This window comes from Streptomyces sp. NPDC087787, assembly GCF_044743035.1.
In the GTDB taxonomy this organism is placed as follows: Bacteria; Actinomycetota; Actinomycetes; order Streptomycetales; family Streptomycetaceae; genus Streptomyces.
In genome coordinates this window covers 39,504-55,881 of sequence record NZ_JBIUVQ010000017.1, presented here as the reverse complement: position 1 = coordinate 55,881, position 16,378 = coordinate 39,504, and the positions used below count along the sequence as shown (strand labels likewise).

Here is a 16,378-nt window from a genome sequence, read left to right as displayed (position 1 = left end):
TGGGCAGGGAGGGCTTCGATGACGGACACGAGGACGGGCATCACCGCGGAGGGGGCCGACTGGGCGGCGTGGCAGGAGAGCTGGGACCGCCAGCAGGAGTGGTACATGCCCGACCGCGAGGAACGCTTCCGCATCATGCTCGACATGGTCGAGGCGCTCGTCGGCACCGCCCCGCGCGTCCTGGACCTGGCCTGCGGCACCGGCAGCATCACCGCCCGGCTGCTCACCCGCTTCCCCGGGGCCACCAGCACCGGCGTCGACCTCGACCCGGCGCTGCTCGCCATCGCGCGCGGCACCTTCGACGGCGACGACCGGGTCTCCTTCGTGACCGCCGACCTCAAGGACCCCGCCTGGCCGGCGAAGCTGCCGTACAACTCCTACGACGCCGTCCTGACCGCCACGGCCCTGCACTGGCTGCACAGCGAACCTCTCGCCGCCCTCTACGGCCAGGTCGCGAAGCTCGTCCGCGACGGCGGTGTCTTCATGAACGCCGACCACATGATCGACGAGACCACGCCCCGGATCAACGCGGCCGAACGCGCCCAGCGGCACGAGCGCATGGAACAGGCCAAGCGGGCCGGCGCCCTGGACTGGGCCGAGTGGTGGCAGCTGGCCGCCAAGGACCCGGTCCTGGCCGGACCGACGGCCCGCCGCTTCGAGATCTACGGCGAGCACGCCGACGGCGACATGCCGTCCGCCGCGTGGCACGCGCGCGTACTGCGCGAGCAGGGCTTCGCCGAGGCCCGTGCGGTGTGGTGCTCACCGACGGACACGCTGCTGCTGGCGCTGAAGTAGAGGCCTGTAGCCACGCTCAGTGACCAGTAGGGAGGAGACGCGAACGGCCCAGCCGTTTCGGCCGGATTCTTGTTGGCGCGGACTGCCGCTCCTTGATGATCTACCAATAAACCCCAGCGGCATCCATGCTGCTTACGGGAAAGGGAAGGTTCTTCGGTGCGACTCAAGAAGACGGCCGCGGCAGTCGCGGCGGCGTGTGCGATCTCCACGATTGCCGGGCTGGCGACGGCACCGGCGGCGTACGCCGAGTCCGGCAAGGGCGGGTGCTCCACCTACTCCAACATCGACGCCTTCCCCAACAACGACACCGCGGTCATCTGGAAGTCCTGCATCTCCAAGAAGTCCAAAGGTGTGGGACATGCGAGCGCGATCGTCTCCATGGGCAAGAAGCACGCGAAGTGCACGATCCTGATCAGGGTTGTCACCACGGGTGCGAAGATCGTGTCCAAGAAGTCCTACCCCTGCCCGCAGGGAAAGGTGATCAGCAAGAGCTACGCCGGCACGGACTTCCACGGCAAGGGCCAGTTCGCCACATTCGTGCACATAAAGGGGATCGACACCGAGGGTAACCTGGCGCCACGCAGCCCCTGGCTGAACCTGTAGTGCCGGAAAGACTGCGGAGGCCGCCCGATCCGAGGGTAGGGACGGACGGCCTCCGGCCATCGGGATATCCGTCAGAGGACCTTCGAGAGGAACGACTGTGTGCGCTCGTGCTGCGGGTTCGTCAGGACCTCGCGCGGGTTGCCGGACTCGACCACCACGCCGCCGTCCATGAAGACGAGGCTGTCGCCGACCTCGCGGGCGAAGCCCATCTCGTGGGTGACGACGACCATCGTCATGCCGGACTCGGCGAGGTCGCGCATGACGTCGAGGACGTCACCGACCAGCTCCGGATCGAGCGCCGAGGTGGGCTCGTCGAACAGCATCAGCTTCGGGTCCATGGCGAGGGCCCGGGCGATCGCCACGCGCTGCTGCTGGCCGCCGGAGAGCTGCGAGGGGTAGTGCCCCGCGCGGTCGGCCAGGCCGACGCGCTCCAGCAACTGCATCGCCCGCTCCTTGGCCTGGGCCTTGTTCAGGCCCTTGACCTGTACCGGCGCCTCGATGACGTTCTCCAGCGCGGTCATGTGCGGGAACAGGTTGAAGCGCTGGAAGACCATGCCGATGTCCCGGCGCTTCGTGGCGACCTCGCGGTCGCGCAGCTCGTAGAGCTTGTCGCCCTGCTGGCGGTAGCCGACCAGCTCGCCGTCGACGTACAGCCGGCCGCCGTTGATCTTCTCCAGGTGGTTGATGCAGCGCAGGAACGTCGACTTGCCGGAGCCGGAAGGACCGATGAGGCAGAAGACCTCGCCCGGCTTGACCTCCAGGTCGATGCCCTTGAGGACCTCGACCTGGCCGAAGGACTTGTGCACGCCCTCCGCCTTGACCATCGCGACGGGCACGTCGCGCGCGGTGGTGTCCTGCTTGGTGAGCTTGTCGGTCATGCCGTGACCTTCCTGCTGGAGAAGGACGCAAGGTGTGCCCTGACCTTCTGCCACGGCGTCGGCGGCAGGCTGCGGCTGGAGCCGCGGGCGTAGTACCGCTCGATGTAGTACTGGCCCACGCTCAGTACCGAGGTCATGATCAGGTACCAGGCGGCGGCGAGGAAGTACATCTCCACCGGGGCGGCGGAGACCTGGCCGATGTCCTGGGCGTAGCGGAACAGTTCCGCGAACTGCACCGCGGACACGAGCGAGGTCGTCTTCAGCATGTTGATGACCTCGTTGCCGGTCGGCGGCACGATCACCCTCATGGCCTGCGGAATGACGATCCGCCGCAGCGTCTTGCTGTGGCTCATGCCCAGTGCGTGCGCCGCCTCGGTCTGGCCCTCGTCGACCGCGAGCAGGCCGGCCCGGCAGATCTCTGCCATGTACGCCGCCTCGTTCAGACCCAGGCCGAGCAGCGCCGTCAGCAGCGGCGTCATGAAGTTCGACCAGTAGTCCTTGTAGAACGGCATCAGGTTGATGTAGTTGAAGACCAGGCCCAGGTTGAACCACACGAACAACTGGACCAGGACCGGGGTGCCGCGGAAGAACCAGATGTAGAACCAGGCGATGGCCGAGGTCACCGGGTTCTTCGACAGGCGCATCACTGCTAGGACGATGCCGCCGACGATGCCGATCAGCATCGACAGGACCGTCAGCAGGAGGGTCTTACCGACGCCGGTCATGATCCGTTCGTCGAAGAAGTAGTCCGGTACCGCGTGCCAGTTGATCCTGCCCTGGCCGAACGCGTAGATGATCGCGACCAGGATCGCGATCGCGATGACGGCGGTGACGTAGCGTCCGTAGTGCCGGACCGGAATGGCCTTGATGACCTGTGGCCCGGCCGGGGGCGTGTCCTTCGCCCCCGGCGTCTTGTCGATGTCAGCAGTCACGGGTTTCGCCTCTCAGCGGCCGCTGGACGCGGTCACTTGCCGCCATTGATGACGGACTCCTTCACGGCACCGTCCTGGGCGCCCCACTTCTCCAGGATCTTCTGGTACTCGCCGTTCTTGATGACCGCGTTCATCGCGGCCTGCAGCGCGTCCCGCAGCTGGGTGCTGCTCTTGCCGACCGCGATGCCGTACGGCGCCGCTTCGACCTGCTCGCCGACGATCTGGAAGTCCTTGCCGCCGCCGGAGGTCTTGACCGCGTACGCCGCGACCGGGAAGTCGGCGGAGACCGCGTCGGCGCCACCGGAGCGCAGGCGGGTATCGGCCTGCTGGTTGTCGTCGAAGGCCTGCAGGGCGATCGTCTTGCCGCTCGGGCATTTCTTCGCCTCGGCCTTCGCCATGTCCTCCGAGACGGTCCCGCGCTGCACGGCGAGCTTCTTGCCGCACAGGTCGGCCCAGGTGGTGATGGACTTGGTGTCGCCCTTGCGGGTGTAGATCGAGACACCGGCGGTCAGGTAGTCGACGAAGTCGACGCCCTCGCCGACCTTCTTGCTCGTCTCCGGGTCGATGCCCTCCTGACGGCTCCTGTTGTCCGTCATCGCCGACATCGCGATGTCGTAACGGTTGGACCGCAGACCGGTGAGCAGGGCGTCGAAGGTGCCGTTCTCGAATTTGAAGGTCACACCGAGTTGCTTGCCCAGCGCGGCCCCGAGGTCCGGGTCGATGCCGACGACGTTGCCCGACTTGTCCTTGAACTCGACCGGCGCGTAGGCGATGTCGGAGCCGACCCTGATGACACCCTTGTCACGGATCTGGGCCGGGAGCTTGTCGGCCAGAGGGGCGGAGCCGGCAGAGCTGCTGCCGGAAGAGTCCTTGGTCTGGTCACCGCAGCCGGTGAGAATCAGGGCGCCGGTGACCACGATCGCACCGACCGCAGCTAGCCGGGAGCGCGCGGCGGTCGTACGTCGGGTGGAGCGTGTGGTCATGGTGTTCCTCCGGCTGATGGATGGCGCTGCCGACGGGCGACGAGACCACACACCTTCACCTTCGGGTGTTGCGACCTCGTGTGATTGACCGCATCTTGCCATTCGGGCTGCTCCATTCAGGGGCGTCGCCATGTCAAAATCGGATAACGGGTGACCCCCGAACAGCCCACGGCGCCTCCGGCAAAGCCGGACCATCTGCGGGAATGCCTTCTTCCGGCCGGAGGATCTTCGGCCCGTCTCAGGATGCGGTCCACCGCTGCATGATGTTTGAGTGCAGTTGGGACTCTGTCGGGTATTCGGCGATGAGTTGCCCCCATATTGGGCCAAGTGCCGCGTCCCCGTCATGTGACCTTGACGTTATGGACTCGTCGTTGACGCCGATCGTCCGGTAAGAAGGTTCTTTACACCCCTCATCCGGGGCTCGAGCGCGTGTGCGGCGCGCTCGTCGCGTAGGTGACCGAAGACATCACTCACGGTCCGTGCGCGGTCCCGCCCGCTCCCACCAGGAGCGGCAACCCTCAAACCATGAAACTTAAGGGGTAAAACGAAGTGGCAGCGGAGATCGTCAATCCTCGCAGCGACAGCAGTACGGACCAGGACGGCGGAGCAGAGCCGCTCGACTCCTTCGATCCGGCCTTCGCGCTGCACCGCGGCGGCAAGATGGCCGTGCAGGCCACCGTGCCCATCCGCGACAAGGACGACCTGTCCCTGGCGTACACGCCCGGCGTCGCGCGCGTTTGTTCCGCCATCGCGGAGCAGCCGGAACTGGTCCACGACTACACGTGGAAGTCGTCCGTGGTCGCCGTCGTGACCGATGGCACGGCTGTTCTGGGGCTCGGTGACATCGGCCCCGAAGCCTCCCTCCCGGTCATGGAGGGCAAGGCGATCCTGTTCAAGCAGTTCGGCGGCGTGGACGCGGTGCCGATCGCGCTGAACTGCACCGACGTCGACGAGATCGTCGAGACCGTGGTGCGCCTCGCGCCGTCCTTCGGCGGTGTGAACCTGGAGGACATCTCGGCCCCCCGGTGCTTCGAGATCGAGCGCAGGCTCCAGGAGCGTCTGGACATTCCGGTCTTCCACGACGACCAGCACGGCACGGCGGTCGTGACCCTCGCGGCGCTGCGCAACGCGGCCCGGCTGAGCGGGCGGGCGATCGGGGAGCTGCGGGCCGTGATCTCGGGCGCGGGCGCGGCCGGTGTGGCCATCGCCAGGATGCTGGTCGAGGCCGGTATCGGCGACGTCGCGGTCGCGGACCGCAAGGGCGTGGTGTCGGCCGACCGCACGGACCTGACGCAGGTCAAGCGCGAGCTGGCCGAGTTCACCAACAAGGCCGGCGTCAGCGGTTCCCTGGAGGACGCGCTGGCCGGGGCCGACGTCTTCATCGGCGTCTCCGGCGGCACGGTGCCGGAGGAGGCCGTGGCGTCGATGGCCGAGGGCGCGTTCGTGTTCGCCATGGCCAACCCGAACCCCGAGGTGCACCCCGAGGTCGCGCACAAGTACGCGGCGGTCGTGGCGACCGGGCGCTCGGACTTCCCCAACCAGATCAACAACGTCCTGGCCTTCCCCGGCATCTTCGCGGGCGCGCTCCAGGTGCGGGCGTCCCGGATCACCGAGGGAATGAAGATCGCGGCGGCCGAGGCGCTGGCCGGGGTCGTCGGCGACGACCTCGCCGCGGACTACGTGATCCCCTCGCCGTTCGACGAGCGGGTGGCACCCGCCGTGACCGCGGCGGTGGCCGCCGCGGCCCGTGCCGAGGGCGTGGCCCGTCGCTGAGCCGGCCCGAACGGCCCCGTCCCGCTGCGGACGGGGCCGTTCGGCTTTTCCCGCGTCCCTTGCCCTCCTGCTTGGCAAGAGGGTGAGCGTCACAGAGGTGCGTGGTTCCGTCGGCCGGGGCACACCCCTAGGGTCAAGGTCATGTTCGCTGTCTACGCCGCCCGAATCGACCGCGACCAGCCGCTGAGCGGCCTGGAGTCGGGGGAGCGCCCGGCCCCCGAGGCCCGTCCCGGCTGGAGCACGGTCAATGTCAGGGCCGCCTCACTGAACCACCACGACCTCTGGTCGCTGAGGGGGGTGGGGCTGTCCGAGGACAAGCTGCCCATGATCCTCGGCTGCGACGCCGCCGGTGTCGACGAGGACGGCAACGAGGTCGTCCTGCACTCCGTGATCGGACAGAGCGGGCACGGGGTCGGGCCCGCGGAGCCCCGGTCCATCCTCACCGAGCGCTACCAGGGCACCTTCGCCGAACAGGTGGCCGTGCCGACCTGGAACGTCCTGCCCAAGCCCAAGGAACTCTCCTTCGAGGAGGCCGCCTGTCTGCCCACGGCCTGGCTGACGGCGTACCGCATGCTCTTCACCAACGCCGGCGTGCGTCCTGGCGACTCCGTGCTCGTCCAGGGCGCCGGCGGCGGTGTCGCCACGGCCGCGATCGTGCTCGGCAGGGCGGCCGGGCTGCGGGTGTTCGCCACCAGCCGGGACGAGGCCAAGCGCAGGCGTGCGGTGGAGCTCGGCGCGGTGGAGGCGCTGGAGCCGGGGGCGCGGCTGCCGCAGCGGGTGGACGCGGTGATCGAGACCGTCGGCGCGGCCACCTGGTCGCACTCGGTCAGGTCGCTGCGGCCCGGCGGCACGATCGTCATCTCCGGGGCCACGAGCGGCGACCGGCCGTCCCATGCCGAGCTGACACGCATCTTCTTCCTGGAGCTGAAGGTCGTGGGCTCGACCATGGGCACCAAGGACGAACTGGAGGACCTGCTGTCCTTCTGCGCCGCCACCGGGGTCCGTCCCGTCATCGACGAGGTGCTGCCGCTCGACCGGGCCCGCGAGGGCTTCGAACGGCTTGAGTCGGGCGGCCACTTCGGCAAGGTCGTGCTCACCACCGCCTGACTCCCTCCCCACCTGCTCTCCGAGCGCCGGGCCCGGGTGTGTCAACTATGGTTGACGCACCCGGAGTGTCAATGTAGGTTGACATCATGACCGAAGCAACGGATCTCGCCGAGCGCGCGGGCGACCGCGATCCCCGGGTCGGGCTGCGGGCCGTCGCCGCGCTGCGCCGGCTGCTGGAGCAGCTCGAGGCGGTACAGGTGCGCGGTGCGCGCAACCAGGGCTGGTCGTGGCAGGAGATCGCCGCCGAACTCGGCGTCAGCAGGCAGGCCGTGCACAAGAAGTACGGGAGGCAGTGATGTTCGAACGGTTCACGAAGGACGCCCGGGCCGTGGTGCGGGGGGCGGTGGAGTACGCCGACGACGCCGGAGCGCGGACCGTGGACGCCGAGCACCTTCTGCTCGCCCTGCTCGACCGCGAGGGCAGCCGCGGGTCCTTCGCACTGGCGGCGCTGGGGCTCGACGAGCACGGGGAGCCCGTGCGGCAGGCGCCGCACGACGCACGGCGGCGCGCCGGCCTGTCCCGGGCCGAGGCCGATGCCCTCGCGGGCCTGGGCATCGACGTCTCGGAGATCGTCTCCCGGGTGGAGGAGACGCACGGCGTCGGGGCGATGTCCGGCGACCGGCGGGGCAAGGGCTCCTGGCCGGGCCGCCGCGCCTTCAGCCGGAGCGCAAAGGACACGCTCGAAAAGGCCTTGCGCACGGCGGCGGCCCACCGCGACCGGCACCTCGGCGACGAGCACATCCTCCTCGCCCTGACCGTCCGCCCGGGTGTGCCCGCCGAGGCCCTCGCCGACCACGGTGTCACCTACGAGTCGGTGACCCGCGTGCTGTACGGCGGGGGACAGGCGCGGGCGGCCGGCTGAGCTGAAGATGATGGCCGCCCGAGTGGGCCGGCGGGCGGCCGTCAGACCTTCGGGCGCCGCAGGAGCGAGGCGATGTGCGCCGCCGCCGCGGACAGATGACCACGGGCCTCGAGGAGTTGGTCGGCGGTGATGCCGTTGTCCCGGGCCGTGTCGCGGATGTCGTCGCGGAAGCGGTCCAGGAGGCGGTCCAGGTCGCGGGCGGGGTCGCCGGTGAGATCCTCGTGCGCCCAGGCCGGTTCGTAACGGGCCGGGAAGTCCTCCGGGGTCGTGGAGTACTCGGGGCGGGCCGCGGCGCGGCCGAAGGCGTAGTCCTTGCCGAAGTCGCCGAATTCCTTGGCCAGTTCGGTCAGGCCCTCGCGAACCCCCGTGGGCCAGTCACCCCGGTCGAAGTGGTCCTGCACCTGGTCCTGGACCCGCTTGGCGATGCGCTGCAACTCCTCCTGCGCCTGGGCCAGCGCCCACTCCTGTGCGTCCTTGGCCTGCCGCTTGGCCCGCTGGGCCTCGTCGCGCGCCCTGCGGCTCTCCTCCTTCGCGCGCCGTGCCTGCTCCTTCCACTCCTGCTTGACGCGCCGCATCTCCTCCCTGGCGGCCTGCCAGGCCTCCTTGTCGTCGGCCTTGCCGTGCTCCCCGTGCCTTCCGGAGCCCTCACGGGCCTGGGAGGCGGCCGCGCGCATCTCGCGCCGCAGATCTCCCGCGGCACCGCGCACATCGGCGCGGATCTCCGCGGCGAGTTCGGCGACGGACTCGCGGATCTCCAGCTCCAGGTCGGCCAGTTCGCCACTGCGGTCGGCCAGCTCGGCGCGGCCCGCGTCCGTGATCGCGTACACCTTGCGGCCGCCCTCGGTGGTGTGGGTGACCAGTCCCTCCGCCTCCAGCTTGGCCAGCCGCGGGTACACCGTGCCCGCCGAGGGGGCGTACAGGCCCTGGAAGCGCTCCTCCAGCAGCCGGATCACCTCGTACCCGTGGCGCGGGGCCTCATCGAGCAGCTTGAGCAGGTACAGACGGAGTCGGCCGTGAGCGAAGACGGGAGGCATGTCAGAGCACCTTCTTGTCGGTCGTGCCATGGGCGGTGCCGTCGCCGGCGCCCTCGGCCGGGCGGGCGTCCCGCGGCTCCGCCTCCCACGGTCCGTCCTCCGCGGGCGGGCGCCGCAGCAGCGCGATGGAGCCGGAGACGGTGGTCGCCTTCAGCCGTCCGTTGCCCGCGCCGAGGCGGCCGGTGATCCGCTTGGCGCCCCACTGGCCGCCGACCTTGAGGTCCTCGAAGGCGTTGGACACCGTCCCGCTCGCGGTGTTCGCGTCCACCTGTGCGTCCGCCGGGTGGGGGAGCCGGATGGCGATCTCGCCGGAGACATTGGTCAGGCTGACGTCGGTGGGGCCGCCCGCCGGGTCGAGGTCGACGATCATCGACCCGCTCACCGAGTCCGCCCGCACCGAGGGACCGGCGCCGTCGACCACCGTCAGGTCGCCGGAGACCGAGTTGAACCGCAGGTCACCGGAGAGGGCCTGCGCCTCCACGCTCCCCGACACGGTGTCCGCGCGCACCGGACCCGTCAGGCGCACCAAAGTGGTGTCCCCGGAGACGCCCTTGACCTCCGCGCGTCCGCCGATCCCCGAGACCACCGCGCCGGCACCGACCACTCCGAGCTCCACCCGCGTGGTCGCCGGGACGGCCACGGAGACCACGGCGCTGCGCCGCCAGCCCTTGCGGTCCAGCCACTTGAGGAAGCCCTTCCAGGGCAGGTCCTCGTACGCCACCGTCAGCGTCCCGCCCTGCTGGGTGACCACCAGGGGCGGCCCCTCGATCTCCGAGACTTCGAGGCGGGCCGGACCCTCGTCCACGCCCACGACGTTCACCGCTCCGTGCACGATGCGGACGTTGAGCGCGGTCACAGGCTCGTCGAAGGTGAGCTTCCTGGGCTCACCGACGGACCACTCGGACATGGTGCAGACCTCCCCGGGCCGGGACCGACACGCCATATCGCGTCGTCTGCAATCCACGATATATCGCGTCCCGGGGAAGTCAAGACACTCGTACGGGTGAGGCGAGCGCGTGCCGGCCGGAGAAGGCGGGCCGGGGCAGATCCCCGGAAACAGACAGGGCGCCCCCAAGGGGGCGCCCCGTGCCGAGCAGACGGCCGGTCCCTACTCGTCGTCCTCGTCGTCCAGCCGGGCCAGCCAGGTCGCCAGCCGCTCCACCGGCACCTCGAAGTCCGGATTGAGGTCGACGAAGGTCCGCAGCTGCTCGGCGAGCCACTCGAAGGTGACCTCCTCCTCGCCCCGTCGCTTCTCCAGCTCTTCGATGCCACGGTCTGTGAAGTACATGGAGTCAAGGATAGGCGCGCCGAAACGACCGGGCCGCACCCCCGTCTGAAGGGGGTGCGGCCCGGTCAGGTGCCAACCGAGGAAGGGGTTACGCCTCGAACACCTCGCGCACCAGCTGCTCCTGCTCCGCCTGGTGCCGCTTCGCGGAACCGACGGCCGGGGAGGAGCTGTGCGGACGGGAGATGCGGCGCAGGCGCTCGCCGGCCGGGATGTCCGCGCCGACCGCCAGGTCCAGGTGGTCGATGAGGTTCAGGGCGATGAACGGCCACGCGCCCTGGTTCGCCGGCTCCTCCTGGGCCCAGAGGTACTTCTCCGCGTTCGGGTACTTCGCGATCTCGGCCTGGAGCTCGGCACCCGGCAGCGGGTAGAGCCGCTCGAGGCGGATGATCGCCGTATCGGTCACGCCGCGCTTCTTCCGCTCGGCGTCCAGGTCGTAGTAGACCTTGCCCGCCGTGAAGACGACCTTCCTGACCGCCGCCGGGTCCACCGACGCGTCGCCGATGACCGGACGGAACTGGCCCGCGGTGAACTCCTCCGCCTTCGAGGCCGCGGCCTTCAGGCGCAGCATCGACTTCGGGGTGAAGACGACCAGCGGCTTGTGGTGCGGGTTGTGCACCTGCCACCGCAGGAGGTGGAAGTAGCTCGACGGCAGGGTCGGCATCGCGACCGTCATGTTGTTCTGCGCGCAGAGCTGGAGGAACCGCTCCGGGCGGGCGGAGGAGTGGTCCGGGCCCTGGCCCTCGTAGCCGTGCGGCAGGAGCAGGGTGACGCCGGAGGTCTGGCCCCACTTCTGCTCGGCGGAGGAGATGAACTCGTCCACCACCGTCTGGGCGCCGTTGGTGAAGTCGCCGAACTGGGCCTCCCACATCACCAGCGCGTCCGGACGGGCCAGCGAGTAGCCGTACTCGAAGCCCATCGCCGCGTACTCGGAGAGCAGCGAGTCGTAGACGTTGTACCGGGCCTGGTCCTCGGACAGGTACAGCAGCGGGGTGAAGTCCTCGCCCGTCTCACGGTCGATGATCACCGCGTGCCGCTGGCCGAAGGTGCCGCGGCGGGAGTCCTGGCCGGACAGCCGGACCGGGACGCCCTCCAGGAGCAGCGAGCCGATGGCGAGGGTCTCGCCCATGCCCCAGTCGATCGTGCCGTCCTCGACCATCGCCGCCCGGCGCTGGAGCTGCGGCAGCAGCCGCGGGTGGACGGTGATGTGGTCGGGGATGTTGACCTGGGACTCGGCGATGCGCTTGACGACCTCGGCGGAGACGGCCGTGGAGACCGCGACAGGGAAGCCGTCCTGCGGCGCCTGGACGTCACCGGAGACCGGCTGGGCGGTGGCCTCGCGGACCTCGGTGAAGACCTTCTCCAGCTGACCCTGGTAGTCCTGCAGTGCCTGCTCGGCCTCTTCCAGGGTGATGTCGCCCCGACCGATCAGCGACTCGGTGTAGAGCTTGCGCACCGAGCGCTTCTTGTCGATCAGGTCGTACATCAGCGGCTGGGTGAAGGCCGGGTTGTCCGACTCGTTGTGACCGCGGCGGCGGTAGCAGATGAGGTCGATCACCACATCCTTGTTGAACGCCTGGCGGAACTCGAAGGCGAGCCGCGCCACGCGGACCACGGCCTCCGGGTCGTCGCCGTTCACGTGGAAGATCGGGGCCTCGATCATCCGCGCCACGTCCGTCGCGTACATGGAGGAACGCGAGGACTCCGGGGCGGCCGTGAAGCCGACCTGGTTGTTGATGACGATGTGGACCGTGCCGCCGGTGCGGTAGCCGCGCAGCTGCGACATGTTCAGGGTCTCGGCCACCACGCCCTGGCCAGCGAAGGCCGCGTCGCCGTGGATGGCCACCGGCAGGACCGTGAAGTCCGTGCCGCCCTTGTTGATGATGTCCTGCTTGGCGCGGGAGACGCCCTCCAGGACCGGGTCCACCGCCTCCAGGTGGGAGGGGTTGGCCACCAGCGAGACGTTGATCTGCTCGCCGTCCAGGCCGGTGAACGTGCCCTCGGCGCCCAGGTGGTACTTCACGTCGCCGGAGCCGTGCATCGACTTCGGGTCGAGGTTGCCCTCGAACTCGCGGAAGATCTGCGCGTACGACTTGCCGACGATGTTGGCCAGGACGTTGAGGCGGCCGCGGTGGGCCATGCCGATGACGACCTCGTCCAGGCGGGACTCGGCCGCCGAGTCGATGACCGCGTCAAGGAGCGGGATGACGGACTCGCCGCCCTCCAGGGAGAACCGCTTCTGGCCGACGTACTTCGTCTGCAGGAAGGTCTCGAAGGCCTCCGCCGCGTTCAGCCGGCGCAGGATGCGCAGCTGCTCCTCGCGCTCCGGCTTGGAGTGCGGGCGCTCCACGCGGTCCTGGATCCACCTGCGCTGCCTGGGGTCCTGGATGTGCATGAACTCGATGCCGACCGTGCGGCAGTACGAGTCGCGCAGCACGCCGAGGATGTCGCGCAGCTTCATCAGCGTCTTGCCGGCGAAGCCGCCGACCGCGAAGTCGCGCTCCAGGTCCCACAGGGTGAGCCCGTGCTCGGTGATGTCCAGGTCGGGGTGCTTGCGCTGCTGGTACTCCAGCGGGTCGGTGTCGGCCATGACGTGGCCGCGGACCCGGTAGGAGTGGATCAGCTCGAAGACGCGGGCGGCCTTCGTGACGTCGTCGTCGTGCGAGGCGTCGATGTCCTTGAGCCAGCGGACCGGCTCGTAGGGGATGCGCAGCGACTTGAAGACGTCGTCGTAGAAGTCGTGCTCGCCGAGCAGCAGGTTGGCGACGGCGCGCAGGAACTCGCCGGAGGCGGCGCCCTGGATGACCCGGTGGTCGTAGGTCGACGTGAGCGTCATGACCTTGGAGATGCCGAGCTTGTTCAGGGTGTCCTGGGAGGTGCCCTGGAACTCCGCCGGGTAGTCCATGGAGCCGACGCCCATGATCACCGACTGGCCGGGCATCAGCCGCGGCACGGAGTGGACCGTGCCGAGACCGCCGGGGTTGGTGAGGGAGACGGTGACGCCGGTGAAGTCGTCCATCGTCAGCTTGTTGTCGCGGGCGCGACGGACGATGTCCTCGTAGGCCTGCCAGAACTCGAAGAAGTTCAGCGTCTCGGCCTTCTTGATGGCGGCCACGACGAGCTGGCGGTCGCCGTTGGGCTTCACCAGGTCGATGGCCAGGCCGAGGTTGACGTGCTCCGGCTTGACCAGCGTGGGCTTGCCGTCCTTCTGCGCGAAGGACCAGTTCATCGACGGCATCTGCTTGATGGCCTGGACCATCGCGTAGCCGATGATGTGCGTGAAGGAGATCTTCCCGCCGCGGGCCCGCTTGAGGTGGTTGTTGATGACGATGCGGTTGTCGAACAGCAGCTTCACCGGGACGGCGCGCACGGACGTGGCCGTGGGCAGCTCCAGCGAGGCGTTCATGTTCTTCGCGACCGCGGCGGAGGGGCCGCGCAGCGTGACGAGCTCCGGACCCGCGGGAGCCTCGACGGCGGGCTTCACCGGCGCCGGGGCCTGAGCCGCGGGCTTCGCGGGCGCCGGAGCGGCGGCCGCGGGCCGGGGTGCGGCCGGGGGCTGTACCGGAGCGGCCGGGGGCTGCACCGGTGCGGCGGCCTGGGGAGCGGGCCTGGCAGGGGCGGCCGGCGCGGCGGCGGGCGCCGCCTGGGCCGTGGTGGTGGTCTCCGCGGCCCCCGCGGCCGCGGTACCCGCCGGAGCCTGCGGGGCGGCGGCCCCCGGCTTGTAGTCGGCGAAGAAGTCCCACCAGGCGCGGTCTACGGAGTTCGGGTCCTGGAGGTACTGCTGATAGATCTCGTCGACGAGCCACTCATTGGCACCGAACGCGGCCGCGGAGGTCTTCCCGGCTTGGTCGGTGTCGGTCGAGATGCTCGAGTTACTGGGGGACTGTGGCGACACGGCGGCAACCGCCCTCTTCCGCTTCACAAGAATGATGGACAGCGGGAATAAAGGCTACGCCCCTGAGAGGGGGAAGGTCAGGTCGGGCCACTCCTTCGTCATGTAAGTCACATCAAAATCCGGGTTTCGGGACTTGAAATGGCGGGAAACAAGCGTGGTTCCGCTGCGCCAGGGAAGGGGGGACCCGGGCCTGACCCCTGTGGGATGCAGGCCCCTGTCTGATCACACGTGTCCGCCTGCGGGGACGCTCGTGGATCTTGGGGTTCGTGATCGAACTTTACGTCAACTTGGCAAAGACGGCGGACCCGGAAGAGTGACAAGGATCCGGCAGCCCCGCTCGGATTCGGCCACACCGATCCGGCCGCCGTGCAGGTCCACCGCCCAGCGGGCGATCGCGAGACCGAGTCCGGTGCCGCCGTCGCTGCCCGGACCGTGCGGCCGGTGCACCGCGCCCCGGTCGAAACGTTCGAAGACGCGGTGCCACTCCGAACGCGGGATGCCGGGCCCCTCGTCCAGGACCTCGAGCTCCAGCGAGTGCGGCCGCGCGCCGCGCCGCGCCTTCACGGTCACGCGCCCGTGCGGCGGGCTGTGCTTGACCGCGTTGTCGATCAGGTTGGCGACCACCTGGTGGATGCGCTCGGGGTCGGCGTGCGCGGTCAGGTCGGACGGGAAGACGTCCAGGTGCAGATGGACGTCCGTACGGGTGTGACTGCCGGAGCCGGAGGCGATGCCCGCGCGGGCCGAGGCGACCATGTTGGCCTCCTTCAGCACGCCCGCCAGGTAGGGCCACACCTCGAAACGGCGCAGCTTGAGCGGCACCACGCCGTTGTCCAGCCGGGACAGGTCGAGGAGCGTCTCCACCAGCCGGCCCAGCCGCTCGGTCTGCTTCAGCGCCGTGCGCATGGTCTCGGGGTCGGCCTCCGTGACCCCGTCGACGATGTTCTCCAGCACCGCGCGCAGGCCCGCGATGGGCGTGCGCAGCTCGTGCGAGACGTTGGCCACCAGCTCCTTGCGCTGGCGGTCCTCGGCCTCCAGGTCGTCGGCCATGCGGTTGATCGTCTGGGCCAGGTCGCCCAGCTCGTCCCGGCGGTTCTCGCGCACCCGGCGCGTGTAGTCGCCGTGCGAGATGGAGCGGGCCACCGTGTTCATCTCGTCCAGCGGCGCGGTGAGCGAGTGCGCCACGAACTGCGTGATGAGCAGGGTGGCGATCATCGAGAAGACCGTGATGAACCGCAGCTCCGTCGCCGTGCGCACGGCGATCAGCAGCAGACCCGTGGTGATCAGCACCGATATGACGACCAGTGCGCCCAGCTTGGTCTTGATCGAGAACGGGCGTACGCCACCCCAGGGCTCGCCCTGGTTCCTCCGTGCGGCCGGCCCGTCCCTCATGGTGTCGGTGTCTCCAGGGCGTAGCCCACGCCGTGCACCGTGCGGATCCGCTCCGCGCCGATCTTCCGGCGCAGCGCCTTGATGTGGCTGTCCACGGTCCGGGTGCCGGAGGCGTCCGCCCAGTCCCACACCTCCGCAAGGAGCTGCTCGCGCGAGAGCACCGCGCGCGGGGTGTTCGCCAGGCACACCAGCAGGTCGAACTCGGTGGGGGTGAGGTGGACGTCCTCGCCGCGCACGCGCACCCGGCGCTGGGCGTGGTCGATCTCCAGCTCGCCCAGGCGCAGTATGCCGCTGCGCGGGGTCGCCGCGGCCAGCGCGGCCCGCTCCATGCGGCGCAGCAGCACGTGCACGCGTGCGGCCAGCTCCCGCATCGAGAACGGCTTGGTCATGTAGTCGTCGGCGCCGACCCCGAGGCCGACCAGCATGTCGGTCTCGTCGTCCCGCGCGGTGAGCATCAGCACCGGCACCGGGCGCTGGGCCTGCACGCGGCGGCAGACCTCCAGGCCGTCGAAGCCGGGCAGCATGATGTCGAGGATCAGCAGGTCCGGCTGCCAGGCCTCGGCGGTGTCGACGGCCGCCGGGCCGTCGCCCGCGGTCTGCACGAGGAATCCCTCGGCGCGCAGGCGGGTGGCGATGGCATCCATGATGGTCTGGTCGTCCTCGACCACCAGGACCCGGCGCTGAGCGCCCGGGGTGGCCGTCGTGCCGTTGTGCGCGGTGTGTGTCTGATCCATCGCCCGCCCCTGAGTTGCTTTCCGGAATCCGTGGGGTGATCCCTTGACTGCGCGTAGTTGCGATTGACGCTTGAATGATCGGCGCCAAGGGAGCAGCGTACGGGGACC

The 16,378-nt window shown here is 69.6% G+C and carries 15 protein-coding genes; 6 read left to right on the top strand and 9 right to left on the bottom strand.

Annotated features, from left to right (window positions below; all coding sequences use genetic code 11):
• Positions 1-18 precede the first annotated feature (18 nt).
• Positions 19-795 (top strand): class I SAM-dependent methyltransferase, encoded by a 777-nt coding sequence (locus tag ACIOWN_RS25655; protein WP_401983416.1) that lies wholly within the window; start codon positions 19-21, stop codon positions 793-795.
• Between the two features lie 156 nt (positions 796-951).
• Positions 952-1,398, top strand: a complete 447-nt coding sequence (locus tag ACIOWN_RS25650) for a hypothetical protein (protein ID WP_401983415.1) — start codon at positions 952-954, stop codon at positions 1,396-1,398.
• Between the two features lie 71 nt (positions 1,399-1,469).
• Here the strand turns inward: ACIOWN_RS25650 and ACIOWN_RS25645 are convergent, their stop codons facing one another.
• From ACIOWN_RS25645 to ACIOWN_RS25635, 3 genes are read right to left on the bottom strand one after another with little or no spacing between them, the layout of a single operon-like run.
• Complete coding sequence (locus ACIOWN_RS25645; RefSeq protein ID WP_362353348.1) at positions 1,470-2,222, bottom strand: amino acid ABC transporter ATP-binding protein; 753 nt, start codon at positions 2,220-2,222, stop codon at positions 1,470-1,472.
• Positions 2,223-2,272: 50 nt separating this feature from the next.
• The gene (locus ACIOWN_RS25640; RefSeq protein WP_362353210.1) at positions 2,273-3,208 is read right to left on the bottom strand and encodes an amino acid ABC transporter permease; all 936 of its coding nucleotides are present in this window, start codon (positions 3,206-3,208) and stop codon (positions 2,273-2,275) included.
• A gap of 32 nt (positions 3,209-3,240) precedes the next feature.
• Complete coding sequence (locus ACIOWN_RS25635) at positions 3,241-4,191, bottom strand: ABC transporter substrate-binding protein (protein ID WP_362353208.1); 951 nt, start codon at positions 4,189-4,191, stop codon at positions 3,241-3,243.
• A 549-nt stretch (positions 4,192-4,740) separates the two neighbouring features.
• Between ACIOWN_RS25635 and ACIOWN_RS25630 the strand changes: the two genes are divergently transcribed.
• The 4 genes from ACIOWN_RS25630 to ACIOWN_RS25615 all read left to right on the top strand — a co-directional run bounded on the left by ACIOWN_RS25630 (position 4,741) and on the right by ACIOWN_RS25615 (position 7,933).
• Complete coding sequence (locus tag ACIOWN_RS25630) at positions 4,741-5,964, top strand: NADP-dependent malic enzyme (protein ID WP_362353206.1); 1,224 nt, start codon at positions 4,741-4,743, stop codon at positions 5,962-5,964.
• Positions 5,965-6,105: 141 nt separating this feature from the next.
• Positions 6,106-7,071: a zinc-binding dehydrogenase gene (locus ACIOWN_RS25625; RefSeq protein ID WP_401983414.1), complete on the top strand. Its 966-nt coding sequence runs from the start codon at positions 6,106-6,108 to the stop codon at positions 7,069-7,071.
• Positions 7,072-7,157: 86 nt separating this feature from the next.
• Positions 7,158-7,367 (top strand): helix-turn-helix domain-containing protein, encoded by a 210-nt coding sequence (locus ACIOWN_RS25620; RefSeq protein ID WP_037745578.1) that lies wholly within the window; start codon positions 7,158-7,160, stop codon positions 7,365-7,367.
• Positions 7,367-7,933, top strand: coding sequence for a Clp protease N-terminal domain-containing protein (locus ACIOWN_RS25615; protein WP_401983413.1), 567 nt, complete (start codon positions 7,367-7,369; stop codon positions 7,931-7,933). The genes ACIOWN_RS25620 and ACIOWN_RS25615 overlap by 1 nt, the downstream gene beginning before the upstream one ends.
• A 41-nt stretch (positions 7,934-7,974) precedes the next feature.
• Here the strand turns inward: ACIOWN_RS25615 and ACIOWN_RS25610 are convergent, their stop codons facing one another.
• The 6 genes from ACIOWN_RS25610 to ACIOWN_RS25585 form a co-directional block, all read right to left on the bottom strand.
• Positions 7,975-8,967, bottom strand: coding sequence for a helix-turn-helix transcriptional regulator (locus ACIOWN_RS25610; protein WP_362353200.1), 993 nt, complete (start codon positions 8,965-8,967; stop codon positions 7,975-7,977).
• Position 8,968: 1 nt separating this feature from the next.
• A complete protein-coding gene (locus ACIOWN_RS25605; RefSeq protein WP_362353199.1) occupies positions 8,969-9,874 on the bottom strand; it encodes a DUF4097 family beta strand repeat-containing protein in 906 nt (301 codons plus the stop codon).
• 201 nt (positions 9,875-10,075) lie between these two features.
• Positions 10,076-10,255, bottom strand: a complete 180-nt coding sequence (locus ACIOWN_RS25600; RefSeq protein ID WP_003992906.1) for a DUF6104 family protein — start codon at positions 10,253-10,255, stop codon at positions 10,076-10,078.
• An 88-nt stretch (positions 10,256-10,343) separates the two neighbouring features.
• A complete protein-coding gene (locus ACIOWN_RS25595; protein ID WP_362353197.1) occupies positions 10,344-14,147 on the bottom strand; it encodes a multifunctional oxoglutarate decarboxylase/oxoglutarate dehydrogenase thiamine pyrophosphate-binding subunit/dihydrolipoyllysine-residue succinyltransferase subunit in 3,804 nt (1,267 codons plus the stop codon).
• 282 nt (positions 14,148-14,429) lie between these two features.
• On the bottom strand, positions 14,430-15,536 hold the full coding sequence (locus ACIOWN_RS25590; protein ID WP_362353195.1) for an ATP-binding protein: 1,107 nt from the start codon (positions 15,534-15,536) through the stop codon (positions 14,430-14,432).
• A complete protein-coding gene (locus tag ACIOWN_RS25585; RefSeq protein ID WP_362353193.1) occupies positions 15,533-16,270 on the bottom strand; it encodes a response regulator transcription factor in 738 nt (245 codons plus the stop codon). The genes ACIOWN_RS25590 and ACIOWN_RS25585 overlap by 4 nt, the downstream gene beginning before the upstream one ends.
• Positions 16,271-16,378 lie beyond the last annotated feature (108 nt).

Bases quoted from the DNA above. Each gene is read 5' to 3' on its own strand.
- ACIOWN_RS25655 (WP_401983416.1), top strand. From the start codon at position 19: ATGACGGACACGAGGACGGGCATCACCGCGGAGGGGGCCGACTGGGCG.
- ACIOWN_RS25645 (WP_362353348.1), bottom strand. From the start codon at position 2,222: ATGGTCAAGGCGGAGGGCGTGCACAAGTCCTTCGGCCAGGTCGAGGTC.
- ACIOWN_RS25635 (WP_362353208.1), bottom strand. From the start codon at position 4,191: ATGACCACACGCTCCACCCGACGTACGACCGCCGCGCGCTCCCGGCTA.
- ACIOWN_RS25625 (WP_401983414.1), top strand. From the start codon at position 6,106: ATGTTCGCTGTCTACGCCGCCCGAATCGACCGCGACCAGCCGCTGAGC.
- ACIOWN_RS25620 (WP_037745578.1), top strand. From the start codon at position 7,158: ATGACCGAAGCAACGGATCTCGCCGAGCGCGCGGGCGACCGCGATCCC.
- ACIOWN_RS25615 (WP_401983413.1), top strand. From the start codon at position 7,367: ATGTTCGAACGGTTCACGAAGGACGCCCGGGCCGTGGTGCGGGGGGCG.
- ACIOWN_RS25610 (WP_362353200.1), bottom strand. From the start codon at position 8,967: ATGCCTCCCGTCTTCGCTCACGGCCGACTCCGTCTGTACCTGCTCAAG.
- ACIOWN_RS25605 (WP_362353199.1), bottom strand. From the start codon at position 9,874: ATGTCCGAGTGGTCCGTCGGTGAGCCCAGGAAGCTCACCTTCGACGAG.
- ACIOWN_RS25600 (WP_003992906.1), bottom strand. From the start codon at position 10,255: ATGTACTTCACAGACCGTGGCATCGAAGAGCTGGAGAAGCGACGGGGC.
- ACIOWN_RS25590 (WP_362353195.1), bottom strand. From the start codon at position 15,536: ATGAGGGACGGGCCGGCCGCACGGAGGAACCAGGGCGAGCCCTGGGGT.
- ACIOWN_RS25585 (WP_362353193.1), bottom strand. From the start codon at position 16,270: ATGGATCAGACACACACCGCGCACAACGGCACGACGGCCACCCCGGGC.